Origin of the sequence: Hymenobacter sp. BT491 (genome assembly GCF_014349165.1) — a bacterium.
In the GTDB taxonomy this organism is placed as follows: Bacteria; Bacteroidota; Bacteroidia; order Cytophagales; family Hymenobacteraceae; genus Hymenobacter; species Hymenobacter jejuensis.
On record NZ_JACSJJ010000002.1, the window covers coordinates 482,480 to 508,007 of the forward strand.

General features: G+C 57.3%; 25 protein-coding genes and 1 tRNA gene. 14 read left to right on the forward strand and 12 right to left on the reverse strand.

Annotated elements, in window-relative coordinates:
- Positions 1–102: 102 nt before the first annotated feature.
- The 4 genes from H9I52_RS07840 (at position 103) to H9I52_RS07855 (ending at position 2,866) form a co-directional block, all read left to right on the forward strand.
- Positions 103–819, forward strand: coding sequence for a DUF1080 domain-containing protein (locus H9I52_RS07840; protein WP_187453410.1), 717 nt, complete (start codon positions 103–105; stop codon positions 817–819).
- 64 nt (positions 820–883) lie between these two features.
- Entirely contained in the window at positions 884–1,387 is a 504-nt protein-coding gene (locus tag H9I52_RS07845) for a peptide deformylase (protein ID WP_187453411.1), read from the forward strand.
- 384 nt (positions 1,388–1,771) lie between these two features.
- Positions 1,772–2,404: a hypothetical protein gene (locus tag H9I52_RS07850; protein WP_139516781.1), complete on the forward strand. Its 633-nt coding sequence runs from the start codon at positions 1,772–1,774 to the stop codon at positions 2,402–2,404.
- A 3-nt stretch (positions 2,405–2,407) separates the two neighbouring features.
- Positions 2,408–2,866, forward strand: a complete 459-nt coding sequence (locus H9I52_RS07855) for a hypothetical protein (RefSeq protein WP_187453412.1) — start codon at positions 2,408–2,410, stop codon at positions 2,864–2,866.
- A 28-nt stretch (positions 2,867–2,894) separates the two neighbouring features.
- Here H9I52_RS07855 and H9I52_RS07860 read toward each other — a convergent pair whose 3' ends face one another.
- On the reverse strand, positions 2,895–3,377 hold the full coding sequence (locus H9I52_RS07860) for a DinB family protein (protein WP_187453413.1): 483 nt from the start codon (positions 3,375–3,377) through the stop codon (positions 2,895–2,897).
- 438 nt (positions 3,378–3,815) lie between these two features.
- Here H9I52_RS07860 and H9I52_RS07865 point away from each other — a divergent pair, with 438 nt between their 5' ends.
- Entirely contained in the window at positions 3,816–4,400 is a 585-nt protein-coding gene (locus H9I52_RS07865) for a DUF2939 domain-containing protein (protein WP_187453414.1), read from the forward strand.
- A gap of 86 nt (positions 4,401–4,486) precedes the next feature.
- Here the strand turns inward: H9I52_RS07865 and H9I52_RS07870 are convergent, their stop codons facing one another.
- The 6 genes from H9I52_RS07870 to H9I52_RS07895 all read right to left on the reverse strand — a co-directional run bounded on the left by H9I52_RS07870 (position 4,487) and on the right by H9I52_RS07895 (position 11,103).
- On the reverse strand, positions 4,487–5,083 hold the full coding sequence (locus H9I52_RS07870) for a GNAT family N-acetyltransferase (protein ID WP_187453415.1): 597 nt from the start codon (positions 5,081–5,083) through the stop codon (positions 4,487–4,489).
- Positions 5,084–5,132: 49 nt separating this feature from the next.
- Positions 5,133–6,068, reverse strand: a complete 936-nt coding sequence (locus H9I52_RS07875) for a ring-cleaving dioxygenase (RefSeq protein WP_187453416.1) — start codon at positions 6,066–6,068, stop codon at positions 5,133–5,135.
- Positions 6,069–6,126: 58 nt separating this feature from the next.
- Positions 6,127–6,744, reverse strand: a complete 618-nt coding sequence (locus tag H9I52_RS07880) for an alpha/beta hydrolase (RefSeq protein ID WP_187453417.1) — start codon at positions 6,742–6,744, stop codon at positions 6,127–6,129.
- Positions 6,745–7,003: 259 nt separating this feature from the next.
- Entirely contained in the window at positions 7,004–8,410 is a 1,407-nt protein-coding gene (locus H9I52_RS07885; protein ID WP_187453418.1) for an FAD-containing oxidoreductase, read from the reverse strand.
- 345 nt (positions 8,411–8,755) lie between these two features.
- Positions 8,756–10,387, reverse strand: coding sequence for a Na+/H+ antiporter (locus H9I52_RS07890; RefSeq protein WP_187453419.1), 1,632 nt, complete (start codon positions 10,385–10,387; stop codon positions 8,756–8,758).
- A 182-nt stretch (positions 10,388–10,569) separates the two neighbouring features.
- On the reverse strand, positions 10,570–11,103 hold the full coding sequence (locus tag H9I52_RS07895) for an NAD(P)H-binding protein (protein ID WP_187453420.1): 534 nt from the start codon (positions 11,101–11,103) through the stop codon (positions 10,570–10,572).
- Between the two features lie 600 nt (positions 11,104–11,703).
- Here H9I52_RS07895 and H9I52_RS07900 point away from each other — a divergent pair.
- Positions 11,704–13,029, forward strand: a complete 1,326-nt coding sequence (locus H9I52_RS07900; protein ID WP_187453421.1) for a glycoside hydrolase family 28 protein — start codon at positions 11,704–11,706, stop codon at positions 13,027–13,029.
- 164 nt (positions 13,030–13,193) lie between these two features.
- Here H9I52_RS07900 and H9I52_RS07905 read toward each other — a convergent pair whose 3' ends face one another.
- Positions 13,194–15,623, reverse strand: a complete 2,430-nt coding sequence (locus H9I52_RS07905) for a phosphoketolase (protein WP_187453422.1) — start codon at positions 15,621–15,623, stop codon at positions 13,194–13,196.
- A 333-nt stretch (positions 15,624–15,956) separates the two neighbouring features.
- Here H9I52_RS07905 and H9I52_RS07910 point away from each other — a divergent pair, with 333 nt between their 5' ends.
- The gene (locus tag H9I52_RS07910; protein ID WP_187453423.1) at positions 15,957–16,979 is read left to right on the forward strand and encodes a 2-hydroxyacid dehydrogenase; all 1,023 of its coding nucleotides are present in this window, start codon (positions 15,957–15,959) and stop codon (positions 16,977–16,979) included.
- Between the two features lie 95 nt (positions 16,980–17,074).
- On the opposite strand, the gene H9I52_RS07915 is transcribed toward H9I52_RS07910, so the two are convergent.
- Complete coding sequence (locus H9I52_RS07915) at positions 17,075–17,179, reverse strand: ATP-binding protein (RefSeq protein WP_262385990.1); 105 nt, start codon at positions 17,177–17,179, stop codon at positions 17,075–17,077.
- Between the two features lie 206 nt (positions 17,180–17,385).
- Positions 17,386–18,102, reverse strand: a complete 717-nt coding sequence (locus H9I52_RS07920) for a ferritin-like domain-containing protein (protein ID WP_187453424.1) — start codon at positions 18,100–18,102, stop codon at positions 17,386–17,388.
- A 291-nt stretch (positions 18,103–18,393) separates the two neighbouring features.
- Here H9I52_RS07920 and H9I52_RS07925 point away from each other — a divergent pair, with 291 nt between their 5' ends.
- Positions 18,394–18,768: a Dabb family protein gene (locus H9I52_RS07925; RefSeq protein WP_187453425.1), complete on the forward strand. Its 375-nt coding sequence runs from the start codon at positions 18,394–18,396 to the stop codon at positions 18,766–18,768.
- A gap of 302 nt (positions 18,769–19,070) precedes the next feature.
- On the opposite strand, the gene H9I52_RS07930 is transcribed toward H9I52_RS07925, so the two are convergent.
- A tRNA-Glu gene (locus H9I52_RS07930) sits at positions 19,071–19,142 on the reverse strand.
- 342 nt (positions 19,143–19,484) lie between these two features.
- Here H9I52_RS07930 and gap point away from each other — a divergent pair.
- From gap to H9I52_RS07945, 3 genes are all read left to right on the forward strand, one after another.
- Entirely contained in the window at positions 19,485–20,495 is a 1,011-nt protein-coding gene (gap, locus tag H9I52_RS07935; protein ID WP_139516845.1) for a type I glyceraldehyde-3-phosphate dehydrogenase, read from the forward strand.
- A gap of 117 nt (positions 20,496–20,612) precedes the next feature.
- Entirely contained in the window at positions 20,613–21,494 is an 882-nt protein-coding gene (locus H9I52_RS07940; protein ID WP_187453426.1) for a diacylglycerol/lipid kinase family protein, read from the forward strand.
- Between the two features lie 91 nt (positions 21,495–21,585).
- Entirely contained in the window at positions 21,586–21,936 is a 351-nt protein-coding gene (locus H9I52_RS07945) for a translation initiation factor (protein ID WP_139516847.1), read from the forward strand.
- Positions 21,937–21,971: 35 nt separating this feature from the next.
- On the opposite strand, the gene kdsB is transcribed toward H9I52_RS07945, so the two are convergent.
- Positions 21,972–22,727, reverse strand: coding sequence for a 3-deoxy-manno-octulosonate cytidylyltransferase (kdsB, locus tag H9I52_RS07950; RefSeq protein ID WP_222940468.1), 756 nt, complete (start codon positions 22,725–22,727; stop codon positions 21,972–21,974).
- Positions 22,728–22,963: 236 nt separating this feature from the next.
- Between kdsB and H9I52_RS07955 the strand changes: the two genes are divergently transcribed.
- From H9I52_RS07955 to H9I52_RS07965, 3 genes are read left to right on the forward strand one after another with little or no spacing between them, the layout of a single operon-like run.
- The gene (locus tag H9I52_RS07955) at positions 22,964–23,965 is read left to right on the forward strand and encodes a LysM peptidoglycan-binding domain-containing protein (RefSeq protein WP_187453428.1); all 1,002 of its coding nucleotides are present in this window, start codon (positions 22,964–22,966) and stop codon (positions 23,963–23,965) included.
- Positions 23,966–23,991: 26 nt separating this feature from the next.
- Complete coding sequence (locus tag H9I52_RS07960) at positions 23,992–24,714, forward strand: HNH endonuclease (RefSeq protein ID WP_187453429.1); 723 nt, start codon at positions 23,992–23,994, stop codon at positions 24,712–24,714.
- A 9-nt stretch (positions 24,715–24,723) separates the two neighbouring features.
- Positions 24,724–25,482 carry a TIGR02757 family protein gene (locus H9I52_RS07965; RefSeq protein ID WP_187453430.1) on the forward strand — a complete coding sequence of 253 codons (759 nt, stop codon included), beginning with the start codon at positions 24,724–24,726 and terminating at the stop codon, positions 25,480–25,482.
- Positions 25,483–25,528: the final 46 nt, after the last annotated feature.

Genomic DNA, 25,528 nt, shown 5'->3' on the forward strand with positions numbered 1-25,528 from the left:
GATAACTTCTTGTAGATCAGTACTTTAATATTTTTTATTATTGCCCGACTTTCAGCTGCTTATCTTCCGGGGCCTTCTCCTGTCTTGCTTATACTTTCTGCTATGAATACTCCGGCGTTATTGCTGCGTGTGAGTTTGCTGCTGCTGACGATAAGTTGCAGCACTTCCCAAAAAGCCCCGCGCGCGGAACAGGGCTACCAAGCCATTTTCGACGGAAAAACACTGAATGGCTGGGAGTACGACTCCACGTACTGGCACGTGCGCGACGGCGTGTTGGTGGGCGAGATCACGCCCGAAACCCTGGTGAAGCAGAATACCTTTATCATTTGGCGCGGCGGCCAGCCCCGCGATTTTGAGCTGCTGGTCGATTATCGGATCTCCGCGTTGGGCAACAGCGGCATCAACTACCGGAGTGAAGACGTGCCGGGCGTGGCGCATGCCCTGAAAGGCTACCAAGCCGACCTCGACGGCCGCAACCGCTATTCGGGCCAGAACTACGAGGAGCGAGGACGCAAGTTTCTGGCCTTGCGCGGGCAACGCGTGCGGCTTCTCGAAGGCCAACCGCCCCAAGTGCTCGATAGCCTGGGCGGCGGCCGCGCAGCCTTAGGTCAACTCGTGAAGCCCGGCGAGTGGAACCAGGTGCACATAATAGCGAAAGGCAATCACTTGCAGCACTACATCAACGGAGCGCTGATGTCCGACGTGACGGATGACGATGCTGCAAACCGCAAAATGAGCGGCTGGATTGGCGTACAGGTTCACGTAGGCCCTCCGATGAAAATCGAATACAAAAACTTCCGGCTCAAAACGCTCCAGTAAGCAAGTCCTGCTCTTGCTTCTGTGCCTGGCGTTGGGAGCGTGAGTTTATGCGTTTCTTCATCACATGAAAACCTTGGCTGATCTGTTGCTTTTGGGCGACCCGCGCCTGTATGAGACGTGCGCGCCGGTGCTCGAAGCCGAGTTGCCCTTGGTGGCGGGCTGGGTAGCCGACCTGCACGCCGTCATGGAAGACATTCGTGCCACGTATAGCTTCGGGCGCGGCATTGCGGCCCCGCAACTCGGAATCATGAAGCGGCTGGTGTACCTGAACGTCGATCGGCCGCTGGTGCTGATCAATCCCGAGCTGGTGGAGATGAGCGCGGCCACCTTCGAGTTGTGGGACGACTGCATGAGCTTTCCCAATCTGTTGGTGCGGGTGCGCCGCCATCAGCAAGTGACGGTGCGTTACCGCGATGCCAACTGGCAGCCCCAGACGTGGCAAGTGGAAGACGCTAGCCTAGCCGAGTTGTTGCAGCACGAATGCGACCACCTCGACGGCGTGCTGTGCACCATGCGCGCCCTCGATCCGCAGGCCTTCCGCTGGCGGCCCACTCCCAGCGGCGCTTAGGCGGTGCAAGGTTGATGCGAGCAGCCATTTCGCGCGTTGGGGTTTGCGGAATTTAAGGTATATTAAGTCTTTCGAATATTGAAGGATGCCCGCCGGCGCCCTTCCAGTCAACTTCCTCGTACGCGGCAGGCCTTTTCCTTCCGCGGCCTCCTCTCCCGGCCAGCTTCCTGTGGCAGTTCTCTGCGCCCGCAGCGGCTCTTCATTTGGTACAGCTAGTCCGTTGCCCAAACCTGTTTTGGACCGCCATTTCCGAAGCCGTTGCCTTTTGCGATTGGGCGCCGCGGTAGCTTTTAGTCTTTTGTATAAGTGATTGTATATCAATACGATATGTAAGAATAAATTTTGAGTTTTTGGAGAGTGAATGCGGAGTAAAAAGCAAATGCGATGGAAGGATTTGTAGAGGATAAGAACCCAAAAATACCGGCGTCGGCCCCCGGCTTCTTTTCCGCGGATTTCACCCCCGAAGATTTGATTCTGTATGTGTTTTGCTTTTTGCTGGTCGGTTTTGTGGCCTTTTACTTCACCAGCGTAAACGCGGCGTCGGGCGCCGATTTTATGTCGGCGCACGACAAAGTTATGGTCGATCGGCTCGCGCTGGACGCCATGCCCGACGACCGGCTGCGGGCCAATCTCATCAAGGCCCAATTGCAAATAGCCTACAAGCGCTACGAATACGGCGCCCGGTTTGAGCACACCAATTCGCTAATCAAATACATCGGGTTTATGGTCGGTACGCTGCTGGCCATACTGGGGGCCGTGGTCGTGGTAAAGGGCGTACGCGACAGTCCTATCGGCTTTGAGGCCGAAGGGCTGGAGCGCGCCCGGATCAAGTTTACGGCCAGTTCGCCGGGCGTTTTTCTGGCGTTTATCGGGGGCAGCATCATCATAACCACCATTGTGCACGGCATCGCCGCGAATGTAGAAGATCCCACCATCAGCGTGCCGATTTATCCCGGCGACGGCTTCGCGCCAGCGGCACGCGACACCTCGCAAATCCATCCCTTTCAAACAAAATAAACCATGTGGAAAGCTACTCTCCATCTCGCTGCCTTGTTGGCAACAGTAGTGGGCTTTGGCCAAGTGGCGAACGCCCAGCAAACCTGCAAATGCACCGGTAACCAGGTGTGTCAGTGCGTGGCGCCCGGCGGGGGCCTGACGTGGAGCCCGCCCAAAGGCAAAGCCGGCGGGACACACATGCCCGTACCGGTCGAAACGCTGATCGCGGGCATGACATACGTGCTCAAGCCGGAATCGGAAAAGCAGGCGTACCTGACGACGCTGTCGGGCCCCGATCAGCAATTCATTGTGGAAAACGCCGCTACCTTGCGCGAATCCGTGCAGAATCTGCAAAACGATCACAACCTGTATAAGCAGGAGATGGGCGCCAATCCTGCCGCGCCGACGAAGGTGGAAAGGCCGATTTCCCCTCAGATTAAAGTCCAGGACAAGGTAATCAACCGGCGGGTGCCCGATAAGTAACTACTTGATAAATAAGGGGATATAACCATTAGCCCCAGTTGCGGAGCAGGCGCCGCAGCAGAATGATTTGGCCGGTGTGGTAGGCCGAATGGTCGGCGATGAGCACGGCCTCGCGAAAGAGATTCTGGCCGGTGCCGTGCGGCAAAGCGGCAAACAGATCCTGGGCCGGATCGCTGATCAGGGTCAGAAAGCGCTCCTGTTCCTCCCGAATCTGCGTGAGCGTCGCCGCCCAACTCGCTGCATCGCCCTGCGCGTCCGGAGCCGGCCAGTATTCGTCGGGCCACTTCGGGGATACGTGCGCCGGATTGATACAGAATTCGACGATGTCCCACTGCGCGATGCGGATGTGCTCGGCCAGCTGCCAGAGCGTGTAGGGCAGTTCCGGCACGGTTTGGTTGAGCAAGGCGGGCGGAACGTCGGCGCAAGCCTCTTCGAAAGGCACATGCGCATTGCCGCCTTCTAGCAGATGCTGTAATTCTTTGAGGAGGCATTCGCGGTCGGGCTGGTTCATGGGCGGGAAGTAGGGTTGAGTCGAGACGGTTTAGAGCCTGCTGATTTACAGAGAAAACACCGTTCCTGCAAAAAAACGGACCGCTCCGTTGAAGAAACAAACCCTGGTGCAGCTACCCGTGGTAGTAACCGGATTTCATGCTGTGGTTGGCAGTTTTCAGGGATTCTGCTCGATAGAAAAACAGTTTTTCGTATCTTATATGAGGCGCTCCTCTTCAAGATCTGGTGCCTGTACACAACTTAGCTGGCAAGGAAAGCATTCCTTCGGCGGCAGGTAGAGAAACTCGAAATATCAAAACTTTATTTGCTGATTTATATGCAGATATTTATTAAATAATTTATATAAAACAAAAGTCAATATATCCCTATAATAAAGCAAGTAGCATTTCGTGAGTCATTATGTTATATTTATACCGGCAAAGGAGTTATGGCATCCTCTATGAGAAGAATTCTACTTTATACATTGATCTGTACGGTGTTAGCTAGCCTGTTTTGGTTTCGGTCGGGCCCGTACCGTGCGTTGCGTCACCTTCAGGAAGCCGCCGCGGCCGGCGACGTAGTGGCACTCAACCGCTACGCCGACTTGCCCGCCGTGCAGGTCGGGCTACACGAGCAGTTGCTGGCCCTTGCCGCGCGACCCGGCAGGCACCTGCCCGACGCCGCGAAGGCTTCTGGCAACTCCTTCCGGCTCGTGGCGGTGTCGGCTGCCAACACTTGGGTCGATGCGTTGGTCGCTTCGGCTTTGCAGCCGCGCCATTTGGCCGCTTTGGTACGGGGCCACTGCGCCGCTGCGTTTGGGCAGGAGCCGGAACCAGCCGCGCAGCCGGGTGAGGAGGAAAACGGACCGATGCAGGCCGGGGTATTTGAATCCATGGACCGTTACACGCTTTGTGTGCTGGACCCCGACACGCACGCGCCGGCCGTGACGCTTACCCTGCGCCGCACCGGCCTGACGTGGCGCCTTACCGCTGTGCAGTTGCCCTTCGAAGCCGTCCAGCATACAATTCCCGTTGCTGCCTACTGATATTTATAAGTAATTGATTATAAAATATTTATATACTTGACTTTGTGGTCAAGTTCACGATAGGATTAGGATATAGAAGATAGAGGTTAATTAGCCAGCTCAGTTTGCGGGTGAGCCGGCGCTGGGTTCTGCCAATCCCAGAGTACGACTGCCCATTGCTCGCCCGTGACCGGAGTCTGCATTTGGCCCACAGCTTGAAACCCGAGCCGCTGGTGGGCGCGCAAGGAGCGCGGGTTGCGAAGGGAAATGTCGGTGAGTAAAAAATCGTAGCGGCCGCCGTACACGGCGCGATGGTGCTGGTAGAGGCGGTCGAACACGCCCTGCCCCCGATAGCCCTGAGCGATGCAGACTTGGCCCATCAGGTAATAGGCTTGCTGCTTCAGTGGGGTGCCGTGGTAGGGCAGCGCATCGGCGAAGGCAAACAAACTTTCCAGCTCCGGCACATGAGCCCGCACCTCGGGCAACGCGGTGATGGCGTAACCCACCACGCGGGTGCCGTCGAGGGCGATTACGGAGGGGCCGGCTTGGTGCATGCGTTGCATCTGCTCGAAAGTGTATTCCAGCGTGACAAAACCCTCTTGCGCTCGCACTTCCGGGGCCAGCACCCGCGGCAGGTTTTGCTGTTGCAGCGCCAGAATGCCTCGCAAGTCGTCGTTAGAGGAAGCGAGGGATACGGAAAGCATCGGGCGGGTAGTAGGAGTGTAAGTTTCTTTCGTGCAACGCTGATCTTTTTCAGCCGATTGGCGGCAGGCTGGTCTCCAGGCGCGCCCGCAGCTTCTCGTGCTGTTTGGGCAGCATCAGGTGGGTGCCCAACTCGGCCAGCGGCTCGTCCACGGTGAAACCGGGGTTTTCGGTGGCAATTTCAAACAGCACCCCGCCCGGCTCGCGGAAATACACGGAGTGAAAGTAGTCGCGGTCGATTTGAGGGGTGGGTTGCAGGCCCTTCTCAAGCAGCTTGTTGCGGAAGTACACCTCGGCTTCATCGTCTTTCACCCGGAAGGCAATGTGGTGCACCGAGCCGCCGGCCGTCACGCTACGTGCCTCGCCGGGCACTTCCACCAGATCGATGTAGGCGGCTCCCTGCACCGTATCGGTCGCGTAGCGGTAGCGATTGACGTGCTGTTCTAGCAAGGTGTAGCCAAAGACATCGGTCAGGATTGCGGCCGTGGGCTTGATGCTGGCCAGCGTGAGCGTGACGGTATGAAAGCCCTTGGTCGCTACTGCGGCCCCGACTTCGGCCGTGGTCCAGGGCGTGCGCGGGTCAGCGGTTTTCGACTCAATGAGCTCTAGCTTCAGGCCGTCGGGATCGAGAAAGGTCAGGTACCGCTCCCCAAATTTCTCACTGGGCTTGTTGTAGGTTACGCCGTGCTGCTCGAAGCGCTGCATCCAGAAATCAAAACTGCCGGCGGGCACCGAATAGCCGATTTCGGTGGCCTGCCCGAGGCCGCGCCGGCCAGTGGTGATGTGCTCCCACGGGAAAAACGTGAGGATCGTGCCGGCCGAGCCGGTTTCGTCGCCAAAATAAAAGTGGTAGGTGCCCGGGTCGTCGAAGTTGACCGTCTTCTTCAGGAAGCGCAGCCCGAGCACTTTGGTGTAGAACGTATGGTTGCGCTGGGCATTGCCAGCGATGGCCGTGACGTGGTGCAGGCCCAGAATGCGAGGTTCCATGGGAAAGTAGAAAAAGAAAAGTACAAGGATAAGCGAGCAGTCGCTGGTTGCGAAGTAACTATTTAAATATAAGCGAGTTGGCGACGTTGATTTCTTCCTGCGAAATGGTGTGGCCCATATTGAGGTAGATCCGCTCGGTGACGGTGGCGCCGAGGCCGGTAAGCAGCTTAGTGGAAGCCCGTACCCGTTCCACCGGCACATGAAAATCCGGGTCGCTGGTACCGATGAAAATAGGCGTACCGGCGAAATCGCCGGCGTAATTAGTCGCGTACAGCTGATCGCCGATGAGGCCGCCGGTAAAGGCGACCACGCCGCCGTAGCGGGTGGCGTGGCGGGCCACGTATTCCAGCGTGAGGCAGGCCCCCTGAGAGAAGCCCAGAAAATAGATGTTGTCCTTACTGATGCCGGCCGTTTCAGCCTCCGCCACGGCGCGGCCCACGGCGGCCAGCGCGTCCGAAAGCCAGGGCTCGTTTTGGGCGGGCGGGGCCAGAAACGAATTGGGGTACCAGGTATTCTGCGTGGCTTGCGGCGCCAGCAGCGCAAAATCCGACACGTGCAAGTGCCGGGCCAGCGAGAGAATGTCGGCGGGGCTGCCCCCGCGGCCGTGCAGCAGAATAAGAGCTTTGGTAGCGGTAGCCAAAGGCTGGCCGGCCCTGCGAAGTGGTTCTTGGTGCATAAAGCCAATACGAGAAAAACCAAAACAGGAACTCCTGCTTCGGCTCGGCTACTGGGCTAAGCCTGGTAATCGAGTGTTGAGAGTGCGGCGGTTGGGCAAGGCGCCGGCTAAATCTATAAAACGTACCTCTGCTTCCGTTGTTGAAGTAAGGCCCGCGACACGCCTGTCCTCAATGCCTGGTTTTTAGTAACTTATTTTTATAATTACTTGATAATAAGATAGTTGTAAATTATAAAAAAGCCTGGCTTAATCCACCAGATTAGGTGCTGGCCGTTGCCTTGAGCTCGGCACGCAACGGTTGCAGCTCGCCGAACACCGTCGGGATCAGCTCCGAAACCGTGGGGTGAATAAACATATTGCTGCGCATGAAGGCGGCAGTTTGGCGGGCGTACATGGCCGTGACGATGCAGTGGATGGCCTCGTCGCCACCTACGCCCACAATGCTGGCCCCCAAAATCTGGTCGGTTTCGGCGTGCACCAGCACCTTCATAAAGCCCTGGGTTTCGCCTTTTTCCACGGCCCGGCCCACTTTCGTCATGGGCCGCTTGCCTACCAAAGCCGGTGTGCCCGCGGCCCGCACCTCGGCTTCCGTCAGGCCAACTTTGGCGAAGGGTGGGTCGAGGTAAATGGCCGAAACCGGCAGCCGGTCACTGACGCGCCGCTGACCGCCCTCGAGCAGGTTGGCGGCCACAATCTCGAAGTCGTTATAGGCGGTGTGCGTAAACGCCCCGCGCCCGTTGCAGTCGCCGAGCGCCCAGATGCCCGGCGTGGCCGTTTGCAACGCCTCATCCACTGTGAGGTAGCCGTGGGCATCGGCCAGGAGCCCTGCTTTTTCGAAGTCTAAATCATCGGTATTGGGCAGGCGGCCCATGGCCAGCAGCAGGTGCGAGCCGTGGCTCGGCGACGAATCTGCTTCGCAGCTGACGTGCACCACGGGCCGCCCATTTTCCTGCCCCAAGCTAATGCACTCGGCCCCAAGCCGCAGCGTAATGCCCTCATTAGTAAGGATATCGGCCACGGAAGCGGCTACGTCGTCGTCGTCGTGGGGGAGCAGGCGCGCGTTGCGCTCCACGAGGGTAACCTGCGAGCCCAGCCGCCGAAACAGCTGCGCAAACTCCAGTCCCACAGCTCCCGCGCCCACGATAAGCAGGTGGGCCGGCAATTCTTCCAACGCCAATAGTGTGCTGCTGGTCAGGTACGGAACTTGCTCGATGCCCGGCAGCGCCGGCTTGACAGGGCGCCCGCCCACGTTGAGAAAAATGTGTCGGGCTTCCAGCACCTCGTCGCCCACCCGCATCGCCGTCGGCGACACAAACCGGGCCGTGCCCCGAAAAAGCGTGCAGCCGGGCATTTGCTTTAGCCAGTTTTCCAAGCCGGTGCGCGACGCTGCTACAATGCGGTCCGTGCGGGCTTTTACCTGGGCCAGGTCGGCCGTGACTTCTCCTACTGGTGCCAAACCGTAGTGCGCTGCCTGGCGCAATGTATGCGCGGCTTTCGCACTGGCAACCATGGCTTTGGTGGGGGTGCAACCCGTATTGACGCAGGTGCCGCCGTAGTTTTTGCGCTCTACAAGGGCGACCTTCCAACCAGCTGCCGTGAGCCGCCCGGCCAGCGATGGGCCAGCTTGTCCTGCCCCAATAATCAACGCATCAAAAGAGTGATTCATAAGCGAGCCGTGACCAGAGGTGAAGGCAAAACGACAAAAGGCTACACTGTTTATTTAACTTATTGATAGACTGAAAGTTATGAGCGGAATAGTTCGCGCCAAACCCGTTAAATGCAGTCGCCCAAGAACAAGATGATTCCGGTAAGCCATAGTACTACGAATTTGCCAAAAATTGGCGCTTAGCAAAGCACTGGCTCTAAGCTTATTGTGAGACTGGGCTAGCTTCCATACGCATAACCTGAGTGGCGCCAGCTTCGGGCCGGTACTTAGCTGATAAATCCACGTTGGTGCTCGTAGAGAGGCATCGTCAGCCGTACATGGGCTTAGTGGTAGCTTGGGGCGCGATCAAGGCGAAGCCTGCTCGGCATCAGCGGGTTGCAGCTGCTTTTCGCGCAGCTTGTATTCTTCTAGGTCGAGGACGGTCAGGTATTTTCGAATGATTTCCTCGTCGAAATCCTCCCGCCGGTTCATCTGCTGCAACAAGGCCCGTTGCTGCTCCAATACTTCCAGATAAAGCTGCTGGAAGTGTTGAAGCGTGTTGAGCTGCGTGCTGCCAGCGCTAGCCAAGGCCCGCGAGAAAAACGCCGTATCCAGCTGCAACCGCGCCCGCATATTGTGCAGGTATTCGTTCGGAGAGCCGTTGTGGGGGCTCCGGTTTGCCAGGTGGCGCAGGGCTTGCTCGGCCAGCTTTTGCTGAATCAGCAGCTCTTGTTGCTCTGCCGGAATGGGGGCAAATTTGTCCTCCAGGCGCATTTTGCGAATCAGCCAGGGCAGCGTCAGGCCCTGAAATACCAGCGTGACGAGGATGACCACAAAGGTGATAAACAGAATCAGGTTGCGGTACGGAAACGGCTGCCCCGCCGGCGTGAGCAGCGGAATGGAGAGCGCCGCCGCCAGCGACACCACCCCCCGCATGCCGGCCCAGCCCGAAACGAGCGGTATCTTCCAGCCGGGGTTGGCGTCGGCCACGGTGATGAAGTGGCTGGCCAGCCGCGTGAACAGGGAAGCGCCAAACGAGCACAGCAGCCGGGCCACGATCAGGGCCAGCGAGATGAGCAAGCCGTAGCCGATGGCCGTGCCCAAACTGGTGTCGCCGAGTTGCTGGACAATGTGGGGCAGCTGCAGGCCGATGAGCAGAAAAATCAATCCGTTGAAGACAAAGCTCAGCACCGTCCACACGTTCACGCCTTCGATGCGACTGCGGTAGGTGAGCATGGTGTTGCGCTTGCTAGAGAGCAGCAACCCGCCGCTGACCACGGCCAGCACGCCGGAATAGTGGAAATATTCGGCCGCGTAGTACATGCAGTAGGGCGTCACCAGCGTCAGCACCGTATCGATGCTGGGCGTGGTGGGTAGCTTGCGGTGCAGGGTGTAAAACACCAGGCCCACCGCCACGCCGATAAGCGTGCCGAGCACGATGACCAGGAAAAAACTGCCGGCCGCTTGGCCGAAGGAAAATTGGCCGGTCAGCACGGCCGCCAACGCAAACCGGAACACAATCAGGGAGGAGGCGTCGTTGAGCAGGCTTTCGCCCTCAATCACGCTGAGCAGCACCTTTGGCACTTTCACCTGCCGCATGATGGTGGTGGCCGAAATGGCATCGGGCGGCGAAACGATGCCGCCCAGCAAAAAACCCAGTGCCAGCGTGAATCCCGGAATCAGGGCGTGCGACACTAGGGCTACTACGCAGGCGGTGAGAATGACAATGGGAAAGGCAAAGCTGGTAATGACACGCCGCCATTTCCAAAACTCCTTCCACGACACCTGCCAGGCCGCCTCGTAGAGCAGCGGGGGCAGGAAAATCAGGAACACGATTTCCGGCTTGATTTCCAGGTTAGTGAACAGGCCCGTGAAGCTGAGCGCCAGCCCGCCCAGCACCAACACAATAGGGTAGGCCAGTCGCAGCTTCTGGGCCAGCATGACCAGCGCCAGGATGATTAAGACCAGAAAGACGAGTTCGGAGAACAGGCTTTGCATACGGAAGAAGCCAAAGGGAAACAACGAAAGCCCAGGTCTGGGCTTTCAAGGTAAAGCTCTTCACGTTAAATGCCGATGAATAGTTAGGAGACGGCCTTGGCAGGTGGCTGTCGCAGACCTTCAACCCAACAAAGCCGGTGCTAGGACCTGGGTTTGTTGATGCCCAGGCTCTGCCGGGCATATTACGCGGGCGACTCGATAATCTGGGTGATGAATGTGGCCAGGCTTTTCTGCGAAATGACGGAGCCCTTTTCCGGCTCGCCCTTGTGGGTGATTTCGTAGTCCACTTCGTTATCGGAGGTAAACCAGGCCGGCCGCAGGATGGTGTAGTCCAGGTCTGAGGCTTCCAGCACGTCGGCGGCCGCGCGGTAGGGCTTCAACACGGGCTTCAGCGGGGTTTCGTAGATGCCGATGGAGCTGACGAAGATGACCTTCCGGACCCCGGTTTCCTGCATGGCCCGCACGATGTTTTGGGCCATGCGCCCCAGGTCGCCCGAGAGATTGGCGTACACGATGTCCTGGCCGGCCACGGCTTCTTTCAGTTGGGCGTAGTTGAGCACGTCGCCTTCCACCACGCGGGCCAGGGCGGGCGAGTGGTGCAGGCGGCGGGCACTGCGCACAAAAAGGGTTAGCTGGACGTCGTCTTCTTTGACCAGCAGGGCGGTAACGTGTTGGGCAATGGTACCGCTGGCACCAAGAATGAGTACGTTTTTCATAAGAGTGAAATAAGCCGGGCAGCCGCTTGATGGGGCTGCTACTTGCCCTGGGGTTTGAGGCAAGTCATAAGGTTCTCCAGGAGTTTCAAACAAAAAAGCGGGCGTCGTAAAGCAATCCGGCCTGGGTGCTTTGCGGGGCCCACTTTCCGCTGAGCATGCAGGGCACTACTCCGGTGAAGCAGCCACGATCACGCCTCTTTCGCGCACAAGCTAGTAAGGCGTAAAGGATACTGCGGGTTTTTGACCTGTAGTGCCACGGGCAGGCCGTAGCAAGGGGCGGGGCAAAGGTCGGTCAGCCATGTTTCACTGAATAAAAGGAATCAAACCATTGCTTATAAAAATCAAACAAGTGTTGGCCGCCTTTGCCCTTGCCACGGCCGTTGGGAAAAAGTCTCGGAAATACATCCCACAACGGTTGCAGAACGCTTCGCCTGTATACTCACGCAGAGTGCCGCCGGTTAGGAATTCGTCAGCCCCGACGCTCAGCCTGATATGGCAGGAGTGGAGTTCCGTACGCTTACGCACCGCGATCAGGTAACTACAGAACGGTACGCTCGCCGTAAACTCGCTTCTTTGCACACTTCATCTTTTTTCCGCCCTATGAAAGCTCTTCTTGCGCTGCTCCCTGTTGGCCTAACCGCATTTCTCCTGCGTTTCCCTGCCGCAATTCCTCCGCAGAAAGAAGCCGCCCCTAAAGACTATGTTATCACCCAATTTGGGGCGAGCACCGATAGCACTACGCTGAATACGGAAGCCATTCAACGCGCCATCGACAAAGCGAACGCCGATGGCGGAGGCACGGTGGTAATTCCTAAAGGCGTATTTCTGAGCGGAGCGCTGTTTTTCAAACCCCGTACGCAGTTGCGGTTGCAGGAAGGCGCCAAACTCAAAGGCTCCGACAACATTGGCGACTACCCTCTGGTGCCGTCGCGGATGGAGGGCCAAAAGCTGGACTATTACGCGGCGCTCGTCAATGCTTATCAGGTGAATGGCTTTCGGGTGACGGGCCCCGGCACCATCGACGGCAACGGGCTGCGGTTCTGGAAAAGCTTTTGGGCCCACCGCGACTCCATGCAGAAAGTCGGCAAATCGTCCACTAATCTGGAGGTGCACCGGCCCCGGCTGCTCTTTATCTGGGGCTGCGACAACGTGACCATCGAGAAGGTGAAGCTGCACAATGCAGGCTTCTGGACCACGCACTTGTACCAGTGCAACAACGTGCTGCTAGAGGGTTGTGACATTCGTTCGCCCTTCCGGCCCGTGAAGGCCCCCAGCACCGACGCCGTGGACATCGACGTATGTAAGAAAGTGACCATACGCAATTGCTACATCTCCGTCAACGACGACGGCATCGTCATGAAAGGTGGCAAAGGACCCAACGCCCAACAGCTTCCGGAGAACGGCCCGGTCGAAGACATTCTGGTGGAGAACTGCACGTTTGGGGAAGTGCACGCAGCCATCACCTGCGGCAGCGAGTGCATCCACGCCAACCGCATCACGGTGCGCAATTGCAAGGTCGACAACGACCGGCCGCTGCTACTCTTCAAGATGCGCCCCGATACCTATCAGCTCTACGAAAACATTACCGTTGAAAACGTGACCGGCCGTTGCGGCACCATCGTCACGCTCTCGCCTTGGACGCAGTTTTTCAACTTGGCGGGCAGCACGGAAAAACCCTTTGGCACCATCCGCAACATCACCATTTCCAAGGTCAAGGTGAAGTGCAAGCAGTTTGCAGTTTTGGATGGCAACCCCACCGATAAGGTGTCGAATATCACCTTTAAGAATGTGCAGGCCACGGCCGAAACGGCCGCTTTTCCAAACAAGTATCCCGACGTGAAATTCACCAACGTTACCCTCAACGGGGCACCCCTCAAGGCTGCAAAAGGAGAGGGCCCGGCGGTGAACCCCTTAAAGCCTGATTAGCCAGGCGTGATACAAAAAACGGGTACCTTTTCTGCTTTGCTGCCAAGCCGTTCTTAGGGGAACTTCCTGCTGACGACAAGTAAAGCCCTTTATATAAATAATTGATTATTAATTACTTATATAAAGGGCTTTTTAACTGAGCCAGTAGAATGGTTTGTATGGGGTTAATCAACACTTACGCCGCGATTCGCAGTCGGCCATTGCCAGTTCTGAATCTCGGGCATGTCGATGCCGTGGCGAGTGATGTAGAGCTTGTGCGCCACGAGCTTGTCTTTGAGCAGCTGCTTGAGGTAGGCGCCGCGGTTGCCCAGCTGCGGTACCCGGTCGAGCACGTCCATCACCAGGTGAAAGCGGTCTAGCTCGTTGAGCACGGTCATGTCGAACGCAGTCGTGATGGTGCCTTCTTCCTTGTAGCCGCGCACGTGCATGTGCTGGTTGTTGGCGCGGTTGTAGGTGAGGCGGTGCACCAGCCAGGGGTAGCCGTGGAAGGCGAAAATCACAGGCTTGTCGCGCGTAAACAGGGCGTCGTAGTCGGCATCGGGCAAGCCGTGCGGGTGCTCAGTGCTGCGCTGAAGCTTGAGCAGATCCACCACGTTAACGACCCGGATTTTCAACTCCGGCAAATGCTCGCGCAGGATGGAAACAGCCGCCAGGGTTTCCAGCGTCGGTACGTCGCCGCAGCAGGCCATCACGGCGTCCGGCTCGTAGCCCTGGTCGTTGCTGGCCCAGGGCCAGAGGCCGATGCCTTCGGTGCAATGTTTCTGGGCCGCGTCCATGCTCAGCCACTGCGGGGCCGGGTGCTTGGCAGCTACGATGACGTTGACGTAGTGGCGGCTGCGCAGGCAGTGATCCATTACCGAAAGCAGGCAATTGGCATCGGGCGGCAAATACACCCGCACGATGCTTGCTTTTTTGTTCACCACGTGGTCCATGAATCCCGGGTCTTGGTGAGTAAAGCCGTTGTGGTCCTGCCGCCAGACAGTAGATGTAAGCAGGTAGTTGAGCGAAGCAATGTTGCGCCGCCACGGAATTTCTAACGTCGATTTCAGCCACTTAGCATGCTGATTAAACATCGAATCGACGAGGTGAATAAAGGCCTCGTAGCTGTTGAAGAGCCCATGCCGGCCGGTGAGCAAATAGCCTTCGAGCCAGCCTTCGCATTGGTGCTCACTCAGCATTTCCAACACTGCGCCCGATGGCGCCAGAAACTCGTCGTTCTCAGTCGTTTCGGCGCCCCACTGCCGGTTAGTGGCTTCAAATACCGCTTCCAGCTTGTTGGAAGCGGTTTCGTCGGGACCAAAAATCCGGAAGTTGCGCGGCGCAGAGTTCAGCTTGATGACGTCGCGCAGAAACCGGCCGACCACCTGCGTGTCGCTGGCCTGCGTGGCGCCGGGCACAGGTACGGGCACCGCGTAATCGCAAAAGTCGGGCAGGTGCAGGGCGCGCAGCAGTAGGCCGCCGTTGGTGTGGGGGTTGGCGCCCATGCGCCGGTTGCCTTGCGGAGCTAGGGCAGCTATTTCCGGAAGCAGCCGGCCCTCGGCGTCGAACAATTCCTCCGGCTTATAGCTTCGGAGCCACGCCTCCAGCTGCGCCAAATGCTCGGGCGGTGTGCCAGCCGACACCGCCAACGGCACTTGGTGGGCCCGAAACGTGCCTTCGTTAGGCCGGCCATCAACGAGCTTGGGCCCCGTCCAGCCTTTGGGGGATTTCAGCACGATAACCGGCCAGCGGGGACGGGTAAGGTCGCCATGCTCGCGGGCATTTTGCTGAATGGCTTGAATATCGGCCACTGCCTGGTCGAGCGTGGCAGCCATCTGCTGGTGCATCTGCGTGGGCTCGTCGCCTTCCACGTAGTAGGGCGCCCAGCCGTAGCCGCGCAGCAGCTGATCGAGCTCTTCGGGGGTGATGCGGGCCAGCACCGTGGGGTTGGAAATCTTGTAGCCGTTTAGGTGCAGAATGGGCAGCACTGCCCCGTCAGTGGCGGGGTTCAGAAACTTATTGGAATGCCAAGCCGTGGCCAGCGGGCCGGTTTCGGCCTCGCCGTCGCCTACGACGCAGGCCACAACTAAATCAGGATTGTCGAACACAGCCCCGAAGGCGTGGCTGAGTGAATAGCCCAACTCCCCGCCCTCGTGCAGGGAGCCCGGCGTTTGGGGCCCCGCGTGGCTGGAAATGCCGCCCGGAAACGAAAATTGCCGAAACAGCTTCCGCAACCCCGCTTCGTCTGGGCTGATTTCGGGATACACCTCGCTGTATGTGCCTTCTAGATAGGTGTTTGCCACTACCGCCGGCCCCCCATGACCGGGGCCACAGACGTACAGCATGTTCAGGTCGTACTGTTTGATGACCCGGTTGAGGTGGGCATAGATGAAGTTCTGTCCTGGCGTGGTGCCCCAGTGCCCGAGCAGTAGGTTCTTGACGTGTGTCAGCGACAAGGGCTCGCGCAGTAAAGGATTGTCGTACAGATACATCTGCCCCACCGACAAGTAGTTAGCTGCCCGCCAGTAGGCATCAATAAGCCGCAGGGCTTCCGGGGTTAGCGGAGCTTCCTGAGCGGGTACCAGGGGAGACGGAAGGCGAAGAGTGGTTTCCATAGTAAACAGGGACTTTAGATACTCTTTAGACCGGTGAGTTCCGGCAATAGGGCGGTTCAGCTGCTTCTCACAGCATGAGCTAGTACCGCCCGGCGCCGCAATGCTTGCGGCGGTGTCAATCAAGTACGGGCAAAGAACCGACCCTCGGCTCACCGACAATATGCGCAACGCCGCTCCGGCACATGATTCTTCTCATGTGGCCAGCCGGGATTATCGCGTAACCTTGTAGCGCCGTTCGCCTGCCCAGTCGCCTGTTCATCAGCAACAAGGGACTGAGGTCGTTTTCCGGTCGGCCGCTCAGCGCATCCTGAGCCTATTCAGCCCCCAATTCTTATGAATGTTACCGTTTTTAGCGCTTATCCCTTTGAGCGCCCGTACCTCGTGGCGGCTGCGCATCAACAATATAGCATGAACTTCCTGAACGAGGCGCTGAATCTGGAAACGGCGGAGCAGGCCGCCGGCAGCATAGCCGTGGCCGTTTTTGTCAACGACGATGCTTCCGCACCGGTCTTAGAGCGATTGTGGGCACTAGGAGTACGCTACTTGCTGGTGCGCTCAGCCGGCCACGACAACGTTGACCTGCCCGCCGCCCACCGCTTGGGGCTGCGTGTGGCCACCGTGCCTCACTACTCGCCCTTCGCCATTGCCGAGCACGCCCTGGCCCTGATGCTGGCCCTCAACCGCCACTTGCGCCAAGCGGATGCGCAGGTCCGCCGCGCCGATTTCCGCTTGGACAACCTCGTCGGCTTCGATCTGCATGGCAAAACGGTGGGCATCATTGGGTGCGGTACCATCGGCGGCACGCTGGCGCGGCTGCTGCACGGCTTCGGTTGCCGCCTGCTGGGCTACGATGTGCAGCCCGACGAGGAACTGACCGGGCGCTATGACTTGGAATATGTGTCCTTGGATGCGCTCTGCCAGCAAGCCGACGTAGTCTCCGTGCATGCCCCACTCACGCCGGCCTCCCGTCACTTGCTCGATGCTCGCCAGCTGGCCAAAATGAAACCGGGGGCCATGCTCATCAACACCAGCCGCGGTGCCCTGCTTGACACGGCGGCAGCCCTAGCGGCGCTGGAATCGGGGCACCTAGGCTACTTGGGCCTCGACGTGTACGAATACGAGAAGGGCCTGTTCTTCAACGACCATTCCGCGCAACCACTTCAGGATGAACTGCTACGCCAGCTTTTGGCCTATCCAAATGTGCTGATAACCGGCCACCAAGGCTTTCTGACCCGCGACGCTCTCACCAACATTGCGGCCACATCACTGGAAAGCTTGGAGTGCTGGCTCACCGGGCAGCCTGCGCCGAATGAGTTGCTGCTTGCACCCCCGGTGACCGCAGAAATGGCGGCGTAGAACACCCGCCGCAGCTACCGAGCGGCATTGGTCTTGAAAGCTGCAGTAGCCGGCTAGGATGCACCCCGACAAAGACCATAGTACAAGTGGCCCGGTTAAGGCAACTCAACGAAAAAAGTGGTGCCGGCCTGCTCGCGGCTTTCCAGCCAGATGTGGCCACCGTGCAACTCCACAATTTGCTTGGCGATGAACAGGCCCAAGCCTATAGTGGGAATAGGAAAACACAGCGCATGGGGTGAGAAAAGGTGAAGAGTGATTTTGGATTACTGCCTCATTCAGAGATAGTTGTCTATGTTAGTGCTTCCCTGCAAAGTCGATGTCACCAACCTCGCCAACCAAGCAGTCCCGCTGGGGTGATTCCTTTAGAATCACCCCAGCGGGACTGCAACTACAAAGCAAGTAGGGCCTATTGCTGGTCTTGCATTTTTTGCAGCTTTTTGTACGCTTTCTGTGATTGGGTGTACTGACGTTCCACCTCCAAGCGCAGGGCACCGGTGAGGCTCTGGTCGGCGAGGGCGTCTTCGTAGGCTTTCAGTGCCCACTCTTCGCCGTAGATATTGGAGCCGAGGATGGACTTTTCGTCGCTGCCCGTGAGAGCCGCTTTGGTGTCCATCCAGCCGCGATACAGCTTGCCTTTCACGGTCGTGGACGTTTCGCGGTCTTCGCCCTGCTGGCGCAGGTGGGCGTTGAGCTCATTGGCAAACTGCTGGCTTTGGCTGACCAACTGTTTGTAGTAGCCTTGCCGCTCGGGGTCTTGGCTTTCCTTCACGGCCCGCTCGTAGCCTTCGATGCGGTCGTTGACGAAGTGCAACAATTCGTGCAGTGTATCAACTGATTCCTTGGTCGAGCCATCTGGTGCAGCCACGCTGCGACTGCCGGCGCTTGCGCTACCACCACTGCGTAATAGGTAGCCCACACCCAATGCCACCAAGGCGCCCCCAACTACTTTTTGGGTAGTACTCAACTTATTAAGGCCACCTAATAACCCCAACATGCTGCCTTTGCTGAGCCAGTTCGTTGCTTGGTCGGCTAACGAACCGCCAGTTTCGGGAGCGTACGAAGCGGAACGGGAAGAAGTATTGGAAGCACCACTTGCTTGGGAGAATTGCTTGGATTGACTCATGATTTACTAAAATGAGATGGTATATCTCCTGTAGCGTACGCGAGTCGTTGTCAGGAAGTTGGAAGAAAAGGACCTGCCAATTGGGAGCCAGAAAATACTGTTGAGCGCGCTCTATGCCAAATCAGAGGCCGAATTCGGACGCGGGCCATGCACAGCGGAAAACAGCCGTGGTAGCCCTCTGCGGTAAGGGATCTACCCGCATCATCGCTTAGCCTTCTTGCCTCGTCTCTTCAATCCTGATTTATTTCGCTCATATTGTTCCTGAATTATTTTTCAGATTATCCTGAGCTCATGACTGCGCCCTCTCCCCAAGACCTCTTCGTGCACCACGTGTTGTTTTATACCCCTGCCCGCGCCAGCGAAGCCGATAAAGCCAAACTATTGGAAGGACTGCATATCCTAAGGGGCATTCCCTCAATCCAACTGTCGCATATTGGCACGCCAGCCGCGACCCACCGCGATGTGATTGAGCGCACGTACACCTATTCGTGGCTGTGCTTCTTCGCCAGTGCTCAGGACGAGGAAAGCTACCAGACGCATCCTTTGCACGACGAGTTTCGCACTACCTACGCGCCCTATTGGGAGAAAGTCGTCATCTACGACGCAATCGGGCCAACCTACGGCAGTAAGCCGGCACAGCAGGTAGGTGATGTCGAAGGCAGGTAACGCCTTTCAAATGAGAGCTGGTTGACGCCAAGGCAGCGTGCGGAAATATCTTTAGGTAGCAAGAACTTCCACGGCACAAGAAAAGACGGGTCGCGCCTCAAATCACGCGCTTCCGCAGCCGCCTTTTGCGTCTACATCGTTTGGAGTCCGTTCCTACACCACGTCTCCTGTCTTGTCATTATGCTTTTTATAGAATAGCTAAATAACCGGCTCACTGCTACCTAGCAAAAGCATAGAAAACAAAAAACCCGCTCCAGATATTCTGGAAGCGGGTTTTTAAAGTCTCAAAACGAGTGGGTGAGTAGTCCGTAGGGGAATCGAACCCCTGTTGGTAGAATGAAAATCTACTGTCCTAACCCCTAGACGAACGGACCATGTGACGTGCCTTGTTCGTTTTGATGGTGCAAAGATAGAGGAGAGAAAGTTTAGCGCAATACCTGGCCCGAAAAAAAAGTGTGCCCAGGATCAAATGGACTGACTTTCAAGGAGAAAAGTTATTTAATCGTAGCTAGCCCAAGTGGCAAGGCGCTGCCAAAAACCAGTACCTATGGCTTTCTAAGCTTCAGATTACCCAGAATCTTATTCGCTCGTACATTGTTTATAACGCTGTCAAACCGCGCTTAGTTGATTTGGCGATGTTACGGCGTCCCTTTACCTTCGCTGCGCGTTTCCACTTGGGCCTTACTGAAGGCCACTAACCCCATTTTTCTGTAATTATGGCTAAAATCAAAGTCGCCATTAACGGCTTCGGCCGCATTGGCCGCCTGACGTTCAAGTCGCTGCTCGAGCGCGACAATGTGGAAGTCGTGGCAATCAATGACCTGACGGACAACAAAACGCTGGCGCATCTGCTAAAGTATGATTCTGTGCATGGCCGCTTCCAGGGCACTGTTTCGTATGACGAAGAAAGCCTCACCGTAAACGGACAACGCATTCATGCCTTGGCCGAACGCGATCCGAAGCTGTTGCCCTGGGGCGACATGGGCGTAGATGTAGTACTGGAATCGACGGGCCGCTTCGTAGACGAAGCCGGTGCTGGTCAGCACATTACGGCGGGTGCCAAGAAGGTAGTGATTTCGGCGCCGGCGACCGGCAACATTCCAACTGTGGTGTTGGGTGTGAACGAAGATATTCTGACGGGCGACGAAACCATCATTTCGAACGCAAGCTGCACGACCAACTGCTTGGCTCCCATGGCCAAAATCCTGGACGAAGCATTCGGCATTGAAAAGGGGTACATCACGACGGTGCACGCTTACACTTCGGACCAAAACCTGCAGGACGCGCCGCACAAAGACCTGCGCCGTGCCCGCGCTGCTGCCCTGAGCATCATCCCGACCAGCACGGGTGCCGCCAAGGCCGTTGGTTTGGTGTTGCCGAGCCTGAAAGGCAAACTCGACGGTATTGCCATGCGCGTGCCCGTTCCAGATGGTTCGACCACCGACCTCACGGTTATTCTGAAGCAGGAAGTAACCAAAGAGCAAATCAACGAGGCCGTGAAAAAGGCAGCTGAAGGCGCTCTGAAGGATATCGTTGAGTATTCGACGGACCCGCTCGTAAGCACCGACATCGTAGGCAACCCGCACTCCTGCATCTTTGACTCGGGCCTAACTTCGGCCAACGGGTCGCTGGTGAAAGTAGTAGGCTGGTACGACAACGAAACCGGCTACAGCACCCGCACTGCTGACCTCATTCAGCGTTTGGGTGAGAAAATGGCTAAAGCATAACTATTTGATTTCCAAATAGTTATATTGGAAAGCCTGCCCATCTCGGGCGGGCTTTCTTATTTTGTAGTACATCCAACGTTGCCTGCATACCGGATGGCAACCGTGTTTTGTCTTTGTATGTCGCCTGCTAAGCTGCGCATCTGCTTCATTCTCAACCCGAACTCCGGCACCAATCGGCGACAGGATGTGCCCGCGCTACTTGCGCAACACCTCGACCCCGCCCTCGTCGACTATGAATTGCAGCTGACGCAGTACGCCGGCCATGCCGAAACGCTGGCGCGTGAGGCGGCTCTAACGGGCTTTCGGGTGGTAGTAGCCGTGGGCGGCGATGGCACGGTAAACGAGGTGGGGCGCGGTCTTCTGGGAAGTCGGGCAGCGCTCGGGATTCTGCCGCGCGGTTCAGGCAACGGATTAGCGCGCCACTTGCGAGTGCCGCTCAGTTTGCCCGCCGCGATTAAGCGCCTCAATGCTCCTGACTTTCAACGTATTGACGTGGGAGAAATTAACGGTAGGCGCTTTTTTTGTACGGCGGGCCTAGGGTTTGACGCGCACGTAAGCAAATGTTTTGCGGCCGCCGGCACGCGTGGGTTGGCTACGTATGTGCGCGTAGCTCTGCGCGAATACCGCCGCTTCCGGCCTGTGCCCGTGAACGTCGCGTTTAATAATCAAACGCTCGAAACGGGTTGTTACGTACTGGCTTTTGCCAATGCAGCTCAATATGGCAACAACGCCTACATCGCGCCGCTAGCGGATATCCGCGACGGTCTGCTGGATCTGTGCCTGATCGACGCGTTGCCACTGGGCCGGGCCGTGCGCGTAGGCATTGGGCTGGCGCTGGGCGATCTGCCAACATCAGGAGCCGCGGTTTTTCATACTTCTCGCCAGATTCAGGTGCACGCTGCTGCGCCCCTTGGCTTTCACGTCGACGGCGATTATGTGGAAGATGCTCAGGACTTCAACATCGGGCTAGAGCCGCTGGCGCTTGAAGTTGCTATTTGAGTTTGCTGCAATAAATTGATAGTCAATGGTATACGCAATGGGTGTTGTTTTTTGACCCTAGCGCACTTCTGGGTTTCTTACCTTTATTACTATGAAAGCAGACAAAAATCATCGCAACCGCGAAGGCATCGTCTACTCTACCAGTTCCGAGTTTGCCTACCAATACAATGCGGAAGAAGAAACGGCGACGCTACCTCCTCAACAGCAAAACCTGCGCGTTCAACTCGACCGCAAAGCCCGCGGCGGGAAACAGGTAACACTAATAACCGGCTTTGTAGGCAAAGACGCTGATTTGCAGGTGCTTGGCAAGCTTCTAAAAACCAAATGCGGCGTCGGCGGCAATGCCAAAGACGGTGAAATCCTGATTCAGGGTGACTTCCGCGATAAAGCGCTTGCCGTTTTGATTGAGCAAGGCTACAAGGCCAAAAAGGCAGGTGGCTAGCCTTGATATTGTGTAAGTATCAGTGAACAAGGTATTTACAGAGATGCGTTTGCGGCTAAGAATTCCAGTGCCCGCGCTACGTCCTCCGGCGTGTCGATGCCGATGGTGGCCAAATTGGTTTCAGCCGTCAGGATGCGGTAGCCGTTTTCGAGCCAGCGTAATTGCTCCAGCGACTCGGCGAGCTCCAATGAGGAAGGCGGCAACTGGGTGATTTCGGCCAACACATCGGGGCGGTAGGCATACAGGCCGATATGACGCAGATAGCGATGGTGCTCGAGCCAGTGTTCGGCTGGGTGCTGGCGCTGGTAGGGCAGCGGATGACGGCTGAAATACAACGCGTTACGTTGCGCATCCAACACTACTTTAGGCAAGTGCGGGCTGAATAGTTCTTCCTCGTCCACGACCGGTTTAACCAGCGTGGCTATCTGAGTAAGTGGCTCGTCACTAAATAGTTGCAACAAGCTATTGATTTGCTCTGGGTGGATGAATGGCTCGTCGCCTTGGATGTTTACCAGGCAATCGGCAGGGGTAGCGAGCTGGCGGTAGGCATCATACACACGGTCGGTGCCGCTGGGGTGATCGGGTGAAGTCAGGAGAGCTTCGCCGCCAAATGCCAAAACATGTTCTAGAATGCGCTCGTCGTCGGTGGCGACCACCACGCGGCTCAGGGCCGACTTCTGGGCCTGCTCGACCACGCGCTGGATCATGGATTTGCCGCCTAAGTCGGTAAGCGGTTTGCCGGGCAAGCGGGTAGAAGCGTAGCGGGCCGGAATGATGCCGATGGCGTGCAGCATAGCAATCAAAGTGAAGTGGACGGCTACAAAGGAGGCAGAATTCCGGCAAAAAACAGAAACTATGCTCGTTTGGCACTGTCAATAGTTCGGTAAAAACATGCCTTCTGCCTAAGGAGAAGCGTGTTTTGGCACTGTGCTGGGATTATTTTTTATCTTTCGGCAGTATTTATGCTGCTGGCAAGGCAAGGTGCTGCTTTTTCGCTGGTGTCTGCCTTTTCCCGCAAACCGTCCGTATGACCCGTTTTTCGTTGCTGTTTGCCGCGTTCGTTGTTTCCAGCCTTTCTGCTTCCGCCGCCTTACGGCCCGTGTTGCCTGATTCTATAGGCGTTGAATACCGCAACAATAAGATGTTGATTAAGCACCGGGTTAATCCTGGTGAAACCCTCTACGGCCTCTCGCGGCGCTACAAAGTGCCCGTCGATCAGATTGTAGAGGTCAATCCGAATTTGCAAGGCGGCCTAAACACCGGCCAGATTGTGCTGGTGCCGCGGTCCCGCGTCGTCCTGACCAATCCGCCGGCGGCGCGCCCCGCCGCCGAAGCTACTAGTGCACCGACCTCGGCCGCAGCGCGGGCGCTGGCCACTGATGCACACGGCAACAAAGTGTACAAAGTGGAAAAAGGCCAAACCCTTTTTTCCATTGCGCGCCGTTTCGAAACTACCCCGGATGCGTTGGCTCAACTTAACCATTTGCCGGCCGGCGGTGGCGTTCGTATCGGTCAACTCCTCATTATTGTGCCAGCGCATGCCGCGCCTAGTGCGCCACCCGCCCCAACTCAGCCGCAACCCCAACCTGTGGTGGCAACTACTCCCGTAAAAACGTCGCCGCCCGCAACCGCTCCGACAACGCCCGCCAACAGGCCAGAGCGCGCTGAGGAGGCCGAAAAGTCTCGGGAGACTGCGCCGCCAACAACCAGTGAGTCGACTACCGACGAAGACCGAGCACCGGAGCGGGCCAGCGAAATCGTGCGGCGCGTAAAAGAAAGCGGCTTGGCGGCCGTCATCGAAGGCGGCGGCACCGACAAATACCTCGCGCTGCACAAAACTGCGCCGGTGGGCACAATTATGCAGGTGCGCAACATCATGAACGGGCAGGCCGTGTACGTGCGCGTAATCGGTCAACTACCTGATACTGGCGAGAACAGCAACATTCTGGTGCGACTTTCCAAAAAAGCGGTGCAGCGCCTCTCAACGCCCGATAGCCGCTTCCGCGTCGAAACTTCGTATGTGCCGTAAACGCATGGCGCACAGCCGCTAAGCGCATGGAGCATCGCTCTACTGACTTAGCGGCCGCGGGCGATATTTTTACCTACGCCGAAATGTGTTGGCTGGAAAAAGCCAACCTGCGGCGCGGGATGAACTTTCGGTTGCACGGGCGCCAGACAATTATTCTGATGTCGAGGCGGCCGGACGCGCCCTACGCCGATCGGTTTGAGGAGCATGGACGCATCCTGATTTACGAAGGCCACGACATTCCGCGCAATGAGCTATCTGCGTCCAAACTCGCTGATCAGCAGCTCGCTACCCCGCGGGGTACGCTCACCCAAAACGGACGCTTCTTCGAGGCTGCCCGCCGCGCCAAGTTGGGCGAAATTGAGCCTGAGCCGGTGCGAGTGTATGAGAAAATTGACGCTGGCGTGTGGGTCTTCAACGGCGTTTTTGCTCTTATAGACGCGTGGCGCGAAGCCGATTCGGCGCGGCAGGTATTCAAATTCAAGCTTCGGCTAATTGAGACCGATCCTGCAAACCCTGTAGAAAACCAAGCTATTGGTAACGAATTGATTATCAATAACTTGCTTTCTGCTTCTGTCAAGCAGGAAGTTTGGAAGCGGGAGAAAGGGCGTTGTCAGGTTTGTGGCAGCACCAGCAACTTGCACTTTGCCCTCCGGTCCGGTGTTTCCTCCTCAACTTTGCCCATTACTGCCGCTAACGTACAGCTTCTGTGCGCTTTCCATTATCCGTTGGAAGGCGAGGGGCTGCATTAATTTTTGCTCTTGAATCACGCCCAAATCCGCCAGTTGCTCGACGATCGCTACGACCATTACGACCGGCCAGCCTTCATCCTCAACGACCCCATTAGCATTCCGCATCGGTTTTCGCTGCGCCAGGATATTGAAATTAGCGGCCTGTTCGCGGCCTTGTTGGCTTGGGGGCGTCGGCCTACAATCATTAAAAAATGTCAGGAACTGATGCAGCGCATGGACAACGCGCCCCATCAGTTCATCCTGCACCATTCCGACGACGATTTGAAGGGTCTGTTAGGCTTCTGCCACCGCACCTTTTGCGATACCGATTTGCTGTATTTCGTGCATTTTCTGCGGTGGTTTTATGAGCAGCGCAGCACCTTGGAAGACGCTTTTTTGCACGGTGCCACACAGCGCGAACGGCTAGAACAATTTCATAATCTGTTCTTTAGCCTGCCCGATGCCCCCGGCCGAACCCGCAAGCACGTAGCCACGCCGGCCCGCAAATCGGCCTGCAAGCGCGTGAACATGTACCTGCGTTGGATGGTGCGCCAAGACACCCGCGGCGTGGATTTTGGCCTCTGGACGCGCCTGCCTATGTCGGACCTGATCTGCCCGTGCGACGTGCACGTGGAGCGCGTCGCCCGCCGCCTGGGCTTGATGACACGCCCCGCCGTGGATTGGGCTGCTGCCGAAGATCTGACCGCCCACCTACGCGACTTCGACCCGAATGACCCGGTCAAATACGACTTTGCGTTGTTTGGGCTGGGTGTGGAAGGCGAAATGTAATGCCGATAACCTGCTTGTACCCGTGCATCATTTATTAATATTCCTG